This window comes from Burkholderia sp. AW49-1, assembly GCF_053427845.1.
In genome coordinates this window covers 883109-896803 of sequence record NZ_JBSAXF010000001.1, presented here as the reverse complement: position 1 = coordinate 896803, position 13695 = coordinate 883109, and the positions used below count along the sequence as shown (strand labels likewise).

The following is a 13695-nucleotide window of genomic DNA, read 5'->3' as shown; positions in this document are numbered from 1 at the left end:
GGTTCGGGGTAACGGCCGTGCCTCTGCACCAGGCGGCGATGCGCCACTTCGGCGAACGCGCCGCACTGGCGTGGTGCGGTTCGCGTGGCGCGGCGTGCGCTTTCGGTGCAGGGGCACGAACGGCAATCAGCGGGAGAGCGACATGGAAGCTACCGGGCGGACGACGTTGACCATCAGCAGCCGCAACTACTCGTCGTGGTCGATGCGCGGCTGGCTGCTCGCGAGACTGAGCGGCCTCGTGTTCGAGACCGTCAGCGTGCCGATCGACGCGGCATCGCGCGCGGAGTTGCTGCTGCTGTCGCCGTCGATCCTCGTGCCGTGCCTGACGCACGACGGCAGCACGGTGTGGGATACGCTCGCGATCGCGGAATACCTGAACGAGATCCGACCGCAGGCGCGGCTGTTACCCGACGACCGGCGTGCGCGCGCGCATTGCCGGTCGATCTGCGGCGAGATGCATTCCGGTTTCAGCGCGCTGCGCTCCGCGCTGCCGATGAACCTGCGCGCGCATTTTCCCGGTTTCCGGATCTGGTCGCGTGCGCAGCACGACATCGAGCGCATCGTGACGATCTGGCGCGATTGTCTGGCCGCGTACGGCGGCCCCTGGCTGTTCGGCGAGCGGATCGGCGTCGCCGATGCGATGTACGCGCCGGTCGTCACGCGATTCCTGACCTACGACGTGAAACTCGAACCCGATATCGCCGAGTACTGCATGCGCATCCTCGCGCATCCGTTCGTCGCGGAGTGGATCGATGCCGCGAAAGCGGAGCACGAAGACATCGACGAACTGGACATGGAGTTCTGACGCCCGACGTACCTTCTTGCGTTGAATCGGATGCAGGCACGTCCATCGAAACGAACTGCCGCCTCAGCCGCGCAACGCGCAAACGTTTGACGTTGATTTTCGCTGAAAACGAGGACGAATTCCCTAAAGGATGTCGATACCGATGACGTTAATCGGGCACGGGGACGACTGTCGATCGCATGCATGCGACATGCGACGTGCAGTCCGCAACAACCAGCGCAGCAGGGGAACCAACTTGAACCGTCAGCAATCCTGGACGCGCACGGCCGCGCCCGGCGAGATCATCTACTCGGAGGGCTTCGCCGGCGAGCCCGTCATCTTTCTGATCGCCGACGGCAAGGTCGAGCTGTCGACGCGCTGCGAAGACAAGCGTGTCGTCGTCGCGACGCTCGGGCGCGGCGAATTCTTCGGCGAATCCGCGTTGCTCGCTTCCGAGCCGCGCGCGCATACGGCGAAGGCGCTGTCGTTCTGCCAGCTCACGGTCGTGCCGGCCGCGCAGCTCGACGAGGAAATCGAGCACGTGTCCGCGCTGCTCCGTCATGTCGTGCGCACGATGATCCGGCGCGTGAAGCGCAAGGACGACCAGCTCGCGACCTATACGCACGCGGATTTCATGCCGGGCGTGCTGTCGTATGCGCATGTGCTGTCGCTGATGGCGGGTGCCGATACGCGCGGATCGGATGACGCGTGGTCGCGGCGGCCGATGCAGGCGCAGGCGGCCGAGGCATCGGTGCCGCTCGCGGAGGTGATTCGCCGCTGTCGCGCGATCGCCGGCCATTCTCGCCCGCACGTGCTTGCAATGCTGCGCCGCATGGAGAAGCTCAATCTCGTCACGATCGAAGCCGCGCAGACCGACCATGCGGGCGGCGCGGTCGATTACGCGGCTTCGTCGGATGCGCGCCAGATTGTCACGTTCGATGCCGCGCGCGTGATCGATCGCGCGCAGCAGGTCGCCGATCACGATCTCGACGTGTCGATCAACAGCGAACTGGAACTGATCGAGCTGGCCGATCTCGAAGCGCTGATCGGCGTCGACCGGAAGCTGCTGCTCAACAAGCTGTCGCACGGCGAGATCGCCGACGAGGTGTTCGCGTTCCGCAAGTCGAAGGTGCTCGGTTACGTCGAGCAGAAAGGCGTCGCGTATTTCTCGCGGCGCAGCCCGCGCGCCGGCGGCGACGTGCGCGCGCTCGAGGATATCGTGTGGGTCGACCAGCGCACGCTGTTCGACGTGATCAGCGCATTCGATACGTACGATCTCGCGAAGCTGATCGCGAGCCTCGACGATCGCGCGGTGGCCGACAAGCTGTTCTCCGTGATGACGGAAGCGCGGCGCAACGAGGTGTCGTGGGTGATGCGCCGTGAGCTGAAGCTCGACCCGATCGAGATCGAGGAGATCGAGCGACGCGTGCTCGACGCCGTGCGAGCGGCCAAGGCACCGGCGGCAGGCGCGGCGCCCATGCCGCTGGCTTCATCCGACGCGTGACGCGTGACCCGACGGAGACACCCATGGACTTGTTGACCCTGGCCGGCGTGCTGCTCGGCGGCGCGGCCATCGTGTTCGGTTTCGCACTGGAAGGCGGACATCTTTCGACGCTGTTCCAGTTCGAGGCGCTCGTGATCGTGCTCGGCGGTACGCTCGGCGCGGTGATGATCCAGAACACGTGGGCGCGCTTCTTCGATGCAGTGAAACAGTTGCGGCTCGCGTTCGTGCGTGCGCAGGAGGTCGACCGCAAGCACCTGACCGACCTGCTGGAGTGGGGCGATCGCGCGAAGCTCGACGGGTTGCTCGCCTTCGAATCGATGGACGTGAGCGGCATCCATCCATTCGCGCGGCGCGGGCTCGAACTGCTCGCGAACGGCGTGTCGACCGCCGTGCTCGAGGACGCGCTGCACCGCGAGCTCGACGCATACGAGCGCAGCCGGCTCGCGGCCGCGCGCGTGTGGCAGCAGGCCGGCGGCTATGCGCCGACGTTCGGCATCCTCGGCTCGGTGCTCGGGCTGGTCCAGGTGACGAGCCATATTCTCGAACCGGCGCAGCTCGGACCGGGCATCGCGGTCGCGTTCATCGCGACGCTCTACGGCCTCGCGTTCGCGAACCTCGTGTTTCTGCCGCTCTACGGCAAGCTGCGCGCGCAGATCGACAGCGAGTTGCGTTTCCGCAAGCTGTATCTCGACGGCCTGCTCGCGATTTCGCGCAGGGAGTCGCCGCATACGATCGAGACTCGCCTGACCGGCGACGTGCGCGGTCGCGCAGCGGAGTCCCTCGCATGACGCACCGGAAGCTCCGACATGACCGCTCGAACTGACGGCGCGCGGGCCCGCTCGGCCACTGCCGATCGCGACGGCGAAGGCGAAGGCACGCAATCCGGACGCTGGCTGATTTCCTACGCGGATCTGATCACGACGCTGATGGTGCTGTTTCTCGCGCTGTACGTGCTGCAGCTCGCGAAATACAACGCGCTCGACGCGCGCTATCAGACGCTCGCGCGGCACGACAGCGGGACCGCCAGCGCGCCCGGCGCGGCGATGCCCGAGCGTGCCACCGCCTGGCTGGCATCGCTCGACGCGCTGAAGTCGAACGGCCGCATCTCGCTCGTGCGCGCGCCGCACGGCATCGAGATCGGCATCGACGCGAAAGTTCTGTTCAACGTCGGCGATGCACGCTTGCTGCCCGATGCGACGCCGGTGCTCGGCCAGATCGCGCAGGCGCTGAGCGAACATGCGACCGGCGACATTCTCGTCGAAGGGCATACGGACAGCGTGCCGATCGCGAATGCGAAATACGAGTCGAACTGGGAGCTGTCGTCCGCGCGGGCGGGCAGCGTCGTGCGCTATCTGGCCGATCGTGGCGTCGCCCCGCACCGGCTCGCCGCGATCGGGCGGGCCGATACGCAGCCGCTCGTCGCAGGCGACGATGCGGCCGCCAGGGCGCGCAACCGGCGCGTGACCATCTTCGTCGCGTATTGAGCGTGCGGACCTCGCCAGGCGCGCGACGGTTACCCGTCAACGACATATCCGATCTCGCATGACGAACATGTGAAGCCGGCGATGCGATTCCGCGCGCGCCTGCCGATAACCCAAGCTGGCTCAGACCGAGCGGTTATCGAGGGTTCCCCATGCATTTCTGGCGCAAGCTGTCCATTCAGAACAAGCTGATTGTCAGCATGACGAGCTGCCTGCTCGTGTTCGTCGCGATCTCGAGCGGGTTGAGTGTCCGTCTGATCGGCAACGCCGTGCGCGATCGCGTCGTCCGCGAAGGGCTGCCGACGGCCGTGAGCGGCATCCGCGCCGACGTGCAGCGGCAGCTGGCCGGGCCGATCGCCGCGTCGCGCATCCTCGCGCGCGATGCGTTCCTGTTGCAATGGGAAGCCGACGGCGAGCCCGACGCCGGCACGCGCAACTGGATCCAGCTGGCGAGGAACGTGAAGGACGAGCAGAAGGCGGCGTCCGTGCAGTGGGTGTCGGTGAAGAGCGGCAACTACTACAACGAGGCCGGCCTGCAGCGGAAGGTCACCGACAACGATCGATGGCTCGCGACCTTCCTCGCATCGGGCAAGACCTACGACGTGAACATGGATCGCGAGGTCACGGCCGGCGGCTACATGATGTTCATCAACAGCCGCGTGGAACTCGACGGCACGCCGGTCGGCGCGACCGGCATGAGCCTGTCCGTCGACGCGCTCGCGAAAGGTATCGCCGCATACCGGATCGGCGATACCGGGTTCGCGTACCTCGTGCGGCCTGACGGCGCGATCATGATGCATCGCGATACGTCGCTGATCGACGGCAAGCACTTCCTGAAGGACGAACCGGGGCTGCCCGGCGATGCATCGTCGACGCTGCTGGCTGGCCAGCCATATGCGTACCTGAGCTACGACGGCGACGGCGGTGCGCGCTTCATCGCGACGTCGTTCATTCCGGAGTTGAATGCGTACGTGGTCGTCGAAGTGCCGCAGGCCGAACTGCTCGGCCCGGTGACGCGTGCGATTCGCAGCGCGGCGCTGGTCGCCGCGGTCGCGGGCCTCGGCGTCGCGCTGGTCGTGATCTGGCTGGTCGGGCGCGCGATCGCCGCGCCGATCCGCCGCGCGGCGACGCTGCTGTCGGAGATCGCGAGCGGCCAGGGCGACCTGACGCGCCGGATGACGGTCGAGAGCGAGGACGAGATCGGCCAGCTGTCGGACGCGTTCAATCGCTTCGTGTCGTCGTTGTCGACGCTCGTTCACCGGATTCGCGCGGCGTCCGCGTCGATCGCGACCGGCTCCGCGCAGATCGCGTCGGGCAATGCAGACCTCAGCGAACGGACCGAAGGGCAGTCGAGCAACCTCGAGCGGACGGCTTCGTCGATGGAGGAAATCACGGCGGTCGTGCGCAACAACACCGAAACCGCGACGACGGCCGCGAAGCTGATCACCGGCGCATCCGATACGGCGATGCGCGGCGGGCACGTCGTGGGCGAAGTCGTGACGACGATGGAGCAGATCAGCGATGCGTCGCAGCGCATCTCCGAGATCATCGTGATGATCGACAGCATCTCGTTCCAGACGAACATCCTCGCGCTGAATGCGGCGGTCGAGGCCGCACGCGCCGGCGAGCAGGGCCGCGGGTTCGCGGTCGTTGCGTCGGAAGTGCGCAATCTCGCGCAGCGCAGCGCGCAGGCGGCGAAGGCAATCAAGGCATTGATCGAACACAGCGCGGGGACGGTGGACGCCGGGTCGCGGCTCGTCAGCGAGGCAGGGAAGGTGATGAGCGACGTCGTATTGCAGGTGCAGGGCGTGAGCGCGATGATGAGCGAGATCGCCGAAGCGAGCCTGGAACAGAGCGCCGGCATCGACCAGATCGGCGACGCGGTGCAGTCGCTCGATCAGATGACGCAGCAGAATGCGGCGCTGGTGGAGGAAAGTGCGGCGGCGGCGGAAAGCCTGAGGCAGCAGGCGGCGGAACTGACGCAGCTGGTATCGGCATTCAAGGTGGATGAATGAAGCGCGCGCGACGTTAGAATGATGCGCTTCTGAGGGACGTCGGCCGCGGGATCGCGGCGGACGTTTTCGCGGTCGGCGCGGGATTCGTCAACGTCATAAAAATGAAGCGCATTTCAAGACTCAAGGTCGGGGTAGGGGCGGTGGTGGTCGCGGCGGTGCTAGCCGCGGTTGGGGCGAAGGTAATCGCATCGCCGGCGGATTCGTATCTCGCGTATCGGAAGAAGGCCGCGGCGGCCGTGGCCGCGGCGCGAACGGAAGATCGACCGCGTGTCGACCAGCAGTACACGGCCGACGTGAATGCGCGGCTCGCGAGGCTCGTCGGCCCGGTCCGGGCGAAAGGGTTTGCCGCGAAGGCGGCGGGCACGGTGCAGAGCGTCGGCCCCGTCGACGGCATGCCGCCGGGGCCCGACGGGCTGGCCTTCAAGTCGACCGACGGCAAGACGAATCTCGTCGTGACGACGGTTCCGCTACTGAAGGCATGGGCGAGCACGGCGGATGCGGGCGTCAAGCCGACGGACGACGTCGCCGCGATTCTCGACAATGAAACGCTTTACACGGACGTATTCAGCGACGACGCAGCGGCGTTTCGCTTCGCCGAGTTGCCCGTCAAGCGGCAGCCGGCCGACGGCGTGGTGAAGGCGTGGCTGCTGGGCGAAAGCCAGGACGGCGTGCCGGACGGGCCGAACACGCTGGCCGTATCGGTCCGGCAGGGCGAACGCGTTTATTTCCAGTGGAAGAGCGTGACGCTGCGCCCGATCGTGGCGTGCAGCGCGGGGCGCGTGCCCGAGGACGCGCGGCAGGCGTGTTTCGCCAGGGCGGTGGTGTCACAGCGGATCTACCCGCGGCTGGTCGCTCAGGCGCAATCGATGGCCGACGCCGTCGTCCGGTAGAGGACGGCAGCGGACGGCGATCGCACGGCCTGATTCGGCGGCGAGGGATGGACGTTTGCTGCCGACGAACGACGGGCGGCAACATCGCGCGTCGCCGCCCGTCGGCCTGGCGCCCGCCGAACGGATTCAAGGCGACCGCAACGCCTGCAACCCCAGCGTGAGCGCGTTGAACGGCATCTCCGCGGCCCCCAGCGAAAAGCTCGTCGCCTTCGCGGTCGCCCCCGGCGAATGCATCAGCGCGTGAACGATCCGCTCGCTCGCATGGCCGTCGCCATACGGATTGCTCGCGCGTGCCATTTCCTCGTACGCGCTCTCGCTGTCGAACAGCCGCGACGCCTCCCAGACGATTCGCTCCTGGTCCGTGCCGACGAGCCGTGCGGTGCCGGCCTGGATCGCCTCGGGCCGCTCGGTCGTCTCGCGCGTGACGAGCACCGGCTTGCCGAGCGCGGGCCCTTCTTCCTGGATGCCGCCCGAATCGGTGATGATGAAATGCGAGCGCGACATCAGGAATACGAACGAAAGATATTCCTGAGGCTCGATCAGGTAAATGTTCGGCACGCTGCCGAGCAGCGCGCGCGCCGGCTCGCGCACGTTCGGATTCAGGTGCAGCGGATAGACGAACTGCGCATCGCGATAGCGGTTCGCGAGCGTGCGGAGCGCCTCGCAGAAATGCCGGAACGGCTCGCCGAAGCTTTCGCGGCGATGGCCGGTGATCAGCACGACGCGGCGGGACGGATCGAGAAAAGGAAAGTGCGCGGCGACCTTGTCGTTGAGCGCGGTATCGTGGTCGAGCATGCGTTTGACGTCGTGCAGCGCATCGATCACGGTGTTGCCCGTCATCACGACCGCGCCGACCGGAACGCCTTCGCTGAACAGGTTGTCGCGCGCCTGGCCTGTCGGCGCGAAATGCCATGACGACACCGCATCGGTCACGCGGCGATTCAACTCCTCCGGCCACGGCGACCAGATGTCGCCGCTGCGCAGGCCCGCTTCCACGTGCCCGACCGGCAGATAGCGGTAGAACGCCGCGATACTCACGGCAAGCGTCGTCGTCGTGTCGCCGTGCACCAGTACGACGTCGGGGCCGAAGTCGTCGAAGACGATCCCGATCGCCTGAAGAATGCCGGTCGTCACGTCGGTCAGCGTCTGGCTCTGGCGCATCAGATTGAGATCGTAGTCTGGCTTGATGTCGAACAACGCGAGGACCTGGTCCAGCATTTCCCGATGCTGGGCTGTCACGCACACGCGGGCGTCGACATCCCTGCGCGACTTCAGCGCGCGGACGAGCGGCGCCATCTTGATGGCTTCCGGCCGAGTCCCGAATACAAGCAAGATCTTCTTCATCGTTATCCTCGTTGAGCATCTTCGCGCCGGAAGGCCGGCTCCTGGCACCAAGCCTGTTTGCAGGCGACCCGTCCCGTCCTCGCATGCGGCCACGCCGGCCTGCGTCGGCCGCGCGACATTCAGCGGTGTGGCGGGGCGAGCGCACCGTTCTTGTCGGCGCGGTCTCCGCCACGCCATCGTCGGACTACGGACGTCACCCTTGCACTTCGTCAATCACGTCATGAACGTTCCTCACTGCGTCGATCGGCACGTCCTTCCGTCACACGATTCGCTTTGCCGCGTGCCGGCGCACCCGGAAGGTGGTCCCGCTTTCGATACAGCAATATTCAAACCAGCGCCCCTGCGCCCGGGTCCGATTCGCGCGGCACGCACGGTTCGTCGTGGAACGTTTCACAACTGCTACGGACGCCGGATCGGCGCAAGGGCGCGATGCGGATAAACGGGCGGCCGTTCGTGCGAGCGGTCCGGTCGGGGCATCCGAAGAATGGGGGCGTGGCTCGAGCGTCGACTGCCGATCGAACGGCATCCATCTTTCGAAGCACCTTGAATCGATTCGATATGCGAATTTTGTCTGGGCAATGAAAGGCGCTTCCCCGGTCATCCGGATCGGGTGGCGGAAAAATGATTTGCCCGTCGCGCCGCATCGCTCGCGCTGCCCGAGTCGACAGGCGCGAAATGTTGCGTATCTGTAACGCACGGCCGGAATGCGGCTGGCATGCCTGCATGACGACCCTCCGGCGCGCGCGGCAGCCGGGGGCGTGCACGTTTTCCGGCCGAGGCCCGTGCAACGGCGATTCGCGTCGGGCGGCGTCTCGAAGCTGCATCGCGCGAGGCGACGCACGTGCGATGAACGGACAATTCGCCGCGCAACGCGAACGGATCGCGATGCCGACCGCACATGCCGTGCCAAAAGCTGATTCGCCGGTGAATCAAAAACACTCGGCCGCCGCCCCGGCCGCGCCCGCCGTCCGATCGCCGGTCCTTGCCGCACGGGGCACGGCGGCCGATGGCTCGCCGCTTGCTTGTTCTGGGCGGACAGGCGCGTTCCGACGTGTTCCAACGACAGCAGACGGACAGGGACGCCAAAGCAACGAATCCGGAAAGCGGCACGACACGTTCGTCCGGCGCGGAAGACGCCCGCGCCAGCCCGACGAACGTACGGCTGCTTCCCATTGTCATCCGCGCGACTCACGGCTCGGGCGCAAGCGCCTGGCTGCCGCCGTCGCCGGCACGGGGGGCAGGACATGAAGAACCGTCGGACGGTGTCGCTCTGCGTCGAAGGCATCCTGCTGTTGATCGTGCTGGCCTGCTCGCAGGTCGTGCATGACACCGCATCGCGGCCGTTCGCCGACACAGTGCGCATCGGCATGCCTGCGGCAGGCGCGGCGGAGCGCGGCACCGCCTATGCCGGTGCCGCGCCGCTCGCGGTGCGCGCGTCGACCGATGCGGACTCGTGGCTCGAACCGGCGCCGGCCCGAACCGCGCAGGCCACATTCGATCCCGACGCGCTGTTGATTCCCTGTGTCGCCTACCTGTGGCTGTTCACGCTTCTGACCTGCGTCTACGCGGCGCGGCATTACGTGTTCAGTCTCGACCGTCTGTTCAAGCCGCAGCACGCGCCTTATCAGGCGGTCACCCACGGCGAATGGCCGCGCCTCACGGTGTTCGTCGCCGCGCACAACGAAGAAGCCGTCGTCGTCGATTGCCTGATGGCGCTGCTCGCGACGACCTATCCACACGACCGGCTGACGATCATTCCGGTCAACGACCGTTCGACCGACAACACGCGCGCGCTGATCGACGAGGTGCGGGCGCTGGCGCCCGGGCTCATCAAGCCGTTTCACCGCGAGAGCGGCAAGCCGGGCAAGGCGGCCGCGCTGAAGGACGCGCTGCGCTTCATCCGCGGCGACATCATGGTGGTGTTCGATGCCGACTACCTGCCGCGCCCCGGGCTGTTGAAGGAGCTCGTCGCGCCGTTCTTCGATCCGGAAGTCGGCGCGGTGATGGGCCGTGTCGTGCCGCAGAACGCCGACAGCAACCTGCTCGCGCGGCTGCTCGATCTCGAGCGCGCGGGCGGCTATCAGGTCAATCAGCAGGCGCGCAACAACCTGAACCTGGTGCCGCAGTACGGCGGCACGGTCGGCGGCATCCGCAAGAGCGCGCTCGACGCGGTTGGCGGATGGTGCGACGACATGCTCGCCGAAGATACCGACATGACCTATCGCCTGCTGCTGAGCGACTGGCGCACGGTCTACCTGAATCACGCCGAGTGCTACGAGGAAGTGCCCGAGCGCTGGGCCGTGCGCGCGCGGCAGCTTACGCGCTGGGCGAAGGGGCACAACCAGACGCTGCTGCGCTATCTCGGTCCGGTGTTGCGCAATCCGCTGATCTCGCGGCGCTGCCGGCTGGACGGCGCGTTGCTGCTCGGCGTGTTCCTGATGCCCGCGCTGCTCGCGATCGCATGGGGCACCGCGATCACGCTTTATCTGCTCAATGGCGTCAACTCGACGGCGCTCGGCCTGCTCGTGTCGCTGTTCGCGCTGTTCGCGTTCAGCACCTTCGGCAACTTCGGCGTGTTCTTCGAGATCGTCGTCGCCGCGCGGCTCGACGGTCGCGCGACGCGCCTGCGGCTCGTGCCGGTCAACGTGGTCGGCTTTTGCGTGACGATCGCGGCCGTGGTCTCCGCGCTATGGGGGCTCGTGCTCGACGCGGCGTTGCGGCGCGAACTGAAATGGGACAAGACCGAGCGTTTTCGCCGGCAACTGAAACCGGGGCGATGAACGATGACGACCTTCAATGTGATGGTGCCGGTGGCGGGCGTGCTGAGCCTGCCGTTCTTGCCGCTGCTGCACGAGCTGATCCGGCGCAGCGACGTGGCGGCACTGCCGATCGGCGATGGGCCGTTCGTCGATCAGGCGCTGCTCGCCGCGCGCTGGCGCGATGCGCTGCGCGTGCATGCGGGCGCAGCGCGGCCGGCCGATTCGTCCGCGATGCCGCCGTGGCACGCGCTCGGGCTCCTGGTGCGACATGACGACGAGATCCGCGTCGTGCGCGACGAGCATTGCGATGACGTGCTGTACGCGGATCGCGCGATCACGCTCGACGGCGGCGCGCGGGCCACGTATGCGTTCGCCGAGCAGCGCATCGACGTTCATGCCGGCGCGACGATCGGCATGCTCGCGCACGCGCCGCATATCGACGTCGACAGCGCGGTGCTGCGCGGTGTCGTGGTGGGCGGCACGGTATATCTGCATGGCGCCGGCGGCTTCGCGTGCCTGTACGGCGAGCCGATCGTCTTCGGCAAGACACCGGCGCTGCCGGCCGATGATACGACCGTCGTGCCGCGCCGTGCAGTCTCGCTGACGCGGCACTTTTCCAAGCTGCCGCATCGCTACGTGCACGGCCGCTACCTGCTGCCGTGCGACGTGCGTCTGCCCGCGCATACGGTCGTGCAGGGCAACCTCGTCGTGGACGGCACGCTGGTGCTCGGCGACGGCTGCGTGCTGCGCGGCAGTGTCAAGGCGCATCGCGTCGAGCTCGAGCGCCACGCATTCCTGCACGGCTCGGTGTTCGCGCGCGATGACGTGCTGCTCGCCAGCGGCAGTTGCATCGACGGCGTCGTGTCGGCGGGTGGCCTGCTGCGTCTGACCGGCGCGCGCATCGGCGTCGCCGGCCATCCTGTCAGCGCCTGTGCGCGCGACGTCTCGGTCGTCGGCCATGCATGCGTGCACGGCGACCTCGTCGCATGCCGCAGCGGCTGGTTCCACGCATCCCGTTAAGGAGCGCCTCCATGTCCGATCGTTCCCGCAGCCGCGGCTCGCGCGCACCGGTCGCCGCACTGGCGATGCTGTGCGGCGTTGCCGTCGGCCCGCTCCCGGCGCTCGCGGCGCAGCCGGAAGATGCCGGCGCGCCGGCGCCCGCGCAATTGCCTGAGGCCGCCGTGCCCGTCATCGTGCCGCGCACGCTCGACGCGCCCGCCTTCGTGCGCGTGTCCGCCGACGGCCTGCCGGACGGTACGTCGCTCGCCGAATTTTCGCCTGACGATACGAACCGGCCGCCGTTGCCTGATGCCGTGATCGCGCACGTGCAGGCGCCGAGCGAACCGCATGCCGAGATGTCGCTCGGCGTGTCCAGCGCACACCTGACGCACGGGTATGGCGACTGGTACGGCGTGCACGTGCGTGGCGTCTATCAGGACGGTGGTCGCACGATACTCGGCGAGCTGGCGCAGCTGCATCGCTTCGGCGAGAACACGCAGCTCGGCGCACTGACATATGTGCAGGACCTGGGGCCGGACTGGTTCGGCGGCATCGGCTTTTCCGGCACCACGTCCGGGACGATCCTGCCGAGCGCGCGTGTCGACCTCTCGATCAACCGCAAGCTGCTGTCCAACCGGTCGCTGATCGTGTCGCTGGGCGCCGGCTATGCATGGAATCGCAGCGGTCACCGGGACCAGCTGTATCACGCCGGCGTGATCTGGTATGCGCTGCCGAAGTGGATCTTCGAGGCGGGTACGAACTACACGGTCGATTCACCGGGATCGGTGAAGGCGCCGCAATACTACGGCGCGGTCACCTACGGCGAGGTCGGGAAGAGCGTGATCGTGCTGCGTGGCGGGTTCGGCCGCGAGGCGTATCAGGTCACCGGATCCGGTTCGCAGATCGCTGATTTCCGCAGTCATGAAGTGATCGCGAAATGGCGCTACTGGTTCACGCGCAAGTGGGGTACGCAACTCGAATTCGACTACTACCATAACCCTTACTATTCACGGATCGGCGGCGAGCTGAGCGTGTTCTATCGCTGGTAACGGGAACGGGCGCCATGCAGACGCATCCCGTCCGTCCTCCCGTCGACCGTTCGCTGCGGATCCACCCGCATCCACAGCGCTGGCTGATGTCGATCGTGCTGCTGACCCCGACGCTCTATGCGTTGCTGTGGCTCGGCCTGCCGCTCGCGTGGCGCTACTGGCGAGCGGTCATGGCATGGGGTGCGCACGAGATCGATCCGGCACTGCACGTGATCGTGATCGGCTACCCGCCCGACGCGCCGCGCGTCCCGCTGCTGTCGATCGATCTCGCCGCGCGAATGCCGAGCGGGACGCAGCTTGCCGTGACCGCGGTGCTGTGCGCGATCGGCTTCGGCGCGTCGTTCTTTCGGCGTGCGAACTGGTTGCCCGTTGCATATCTGTTACGTATCGCGAGCTTCACGCAGCTGCTGATCTGCGCGTATTTCTGGCTCGCGCCAGGCGCGTTCCCGTATGTGCCGATGCTGCATCTGCGCGACATGTTCGTACTGCACGGCGCGGCGATCGCGCTGATTCCGCTGGTGATGGCGGCGCTTTACTATCCGCTCGATTTCACGCTGCTGCAGAAGATCGCCGCATCGCTTTTCGTGGTCGGCTACTTCGTGTTCGCGCTGCCGTTCGTAATGCTGCTGCACGCGGTCGTCATCCATCATGGCTCGTTGCTGTTCCTGCCATTCTGCTATTTCCTGCTCGGCGGTCCGCTGCTGATCGGCCTGCTCGTCACTCTCTACACCTACTGCGCGAGCTGGCCCGGCTCGCTGACGAATCCGTCCGACCATTCGCGCTAAACGCCGCCGTATCAGTGATGAAACGATTCGGCCGCGTTTTTCGCAGCTCCGTGCCGCACGCGACGCACGGAGCGAGCACGACAGG

At 66.9% G+C, this 13695-nt stretch carries 11 protein-coding genes; 10 read left to right on the top strand and 1 reads right to left on the bottom strand.

Annotated features, from left to right (window positions below; translation table 11 throughout):
* Positions 1 to 142 precede the first annotated feature (142 nt).
* From ACV22W_RS03860 to ACV22W_RS03835, 6 genes are all read left to right on the top strand, one after another.
* The gene (locus tag ACV22W_RS03860) at positions 143 to 805 is read left to right on the top strand and encodes a glutathione S-transferase family protein (protein WP_448017837.1); all 663 of its coding nucleotides are present in this window, start codon (positions 143 to 145) and stop codon (positions 803 to 805) included.
* Positions 806 to 1040: 235 nt separating this feature from the next.
* Complete coding sequence (locus ACV22W_RS03855; RefSeq protein WP_448017835.1) at positions 1041 to 2288, top strand: Crp/Fnr family transcriptional regulator; 1248 nt, start codon at positions 1041 to 1043, stop codon at positions 2286 to 2288.
* Positions 2289 to 2311: 23 nt separating this feature from the next.
* Positions 2312 to 3076 (top strand): flagellar motor protein, encoded by a 765-nt coding sequence (locus ACV22W_RS03850; protein ID WP_448017834.1) that lies wholly within the window; start codon positions 2312 to 2314, stop codon positions 3074 to 3076.
* Between the two features lie 18 nt (positions 3077 to 3094).
* On the top strand, positions 3095 to 3772 hold the full coding sequence (locus ACV22W_RS03845; RefSeq protein ID WP_448017832.1) for an OmpA/MotB family protein: 678 nt from the start codon (positions 3095 to 3097) through the stop codon (positions 3770 to 3772).
* Positions 3773 to 3921: 149 nt separating this feature from the next.
* Complete coding sequence (locus ACV22W_RS03840) at positions 3922 to 5784, top strand: methyl-accepting chemotaxis protein (RefSeq protein WP_448017830.1); 1863 nt, start codon at positions 3922 to 3924, stop codon at positions 5782 to 5784.
* Positions 5785 to 5885: 101 nt separating this feature from the next.
* Complete coding sequence (locus ACV22W_RS03835; protein WP_448017828.1) at positions 5886 to 6674, top strand: hypothetical protein; 789 nt, start codon at positions 5886 to 5888, stop codon at positions 6672 to 6674.
* A gap of 126 nt (positions 6675 to 6800) precedes the next feature.
* Here the strand turns inward: ACV22W_RS03835 and wecB are convergent, their stop codons facing one another.
* Positions 6801 to 8018, bottom strand: coding sequence for a non-hydrolyzing UDP-N-acetylglucosamine 2-epimerase (gene wecB, locus ACV22W_RS03830; RefSeq protein WP_448017827.1), 1218 nt, complete (start codon positions 8016 to 8018; stop codon positions 6801 to 6803).
* Between the two features lie 1244 nt (positions 8019 to 9262).
* Here wecB and ACV22W_RS03825 point away from each other — a divergent pair.
* From ACV22W_RS03825 to ACV22W_RS03810, 4 genes are read left to right on the top strand one after another with little or no spacing between them, the layout of a single operon-like run.
* A complete protein-coding gene (locus ACV22W_RS03825; RefSeq protein ID WP_448017825.1) occupies positions 9263 to 10798 on the top strand; it encodes a glycosyltransferase family 2 protein in 1536 nt (511 codons plus the stop codon).
* Between the two features lie 3 nt (positions 10799 to 10801).
* Entirely contained in the window at positions 10802 to 11797 is a 996-nt protein-coding gene (locus ACV22W_RS03820) for a polymer-forming cytoskeletal protein (protein ID WP_448017823.1), read from the top strand.
* 11 nt (positions 11798 to 11808) lie between these two features.
* Positions 11809 to 12825: a YaiO family outer membrane beta-barrel protein gene (locus ACV22W_RS03815; RefSeq protein ID WP_448017821.1), complete on the top strand. Its 1017-nt coding sequence runs from the start codon at positions 11809 to 11811 to the stop codon at positions 12823 to 12825.
* Between the two features lie 14 nt (positions 12826 to 12839).
* Complete coding sequence (locus ACV22W_RS03810; RefSeq protein WP_448017819.1) at positions 12840 to 13610, top strand: hypothetical protein; 771 nt, start codon at positions 12840 to 12842, stop codon at positions 13608 to 13610.
* Positions 13611 to 13695 lie beyond the last annotated feature (85 nt).

Bases quoted from the DNA above. Each gene is read 5' to 3' on its own strand.
- ACV22W_RS03860 (WP_448017837.1), top strand. From the start codon at position 143: ATGGAAGCTACCGGGCGGACGACGTTGACCATCAGCAGCCGCAACTAC.
- ACV22W_RS03845 (WP_448017832.1), top strand. From the start codon at position 3,095: ATGACCGCTCGAACTGACGGCGCGCGGGCCCGCTCGGCCACTGCCGAT.
- ACV22W_RS03840 (WP_448017830.1), top strand. From the start codon at position 3,922: ATGCATTTCTGGCGCAAGCTGTCCATTCAGAACAAGCTGATTGTCAGC.
- wecB (WP_448017827.1), bottom strand. From the start codon at position 8,018: ATGAAGAAGATCTTGCTTGTATTCGGGACTCGGCCGGAAGCCATCAAG.
- ACV22W_RS03815 (WP_448017821.1), top strand. From the start codon at position 11,809: ATGTCCGATCGTTCCCGCAGCCGCGGCTCGCGCGCACCGGTCGCCGCA.
- ACV22W_RS03835 (WP_448017828.1), top strand. From the start codon at position 5,886: ATGAAGCGCATTTCAAGACTCAAGGTCGGGGTAGGGGCGGTGGTGGTC.
- ACV22W_RS03810 (WP_448017819.1), top strand. From the start codon at position 12,840: ATGCAGACGCATCCCGTCCGTCCTCCCGTCGACCGTTCGCTGCGGATC.
- ACV22W_RS03850 (WP_448017834.1), top strand. From the start codon at position 2,312: ATGGACTTGTTGACCCTGGCCGGCGTGCTGCTCGGCGGCGCGGCCATC.
- ACV22W_RS03825 (WP_448017825.1), top strand. From the start codon at position 9,263: ATGAAGAACCGTCGGACGGTGTCGCTCTGCGTCGAAGGCATCCTGCTG.
- ACV22W_RS03820 (WP_448017823.1), top strand. From the start codon at position 10,802: ATGACGACCTTCAATGTGATGGTGCCGGTGGCGGGCGTGCTGAGCCTG.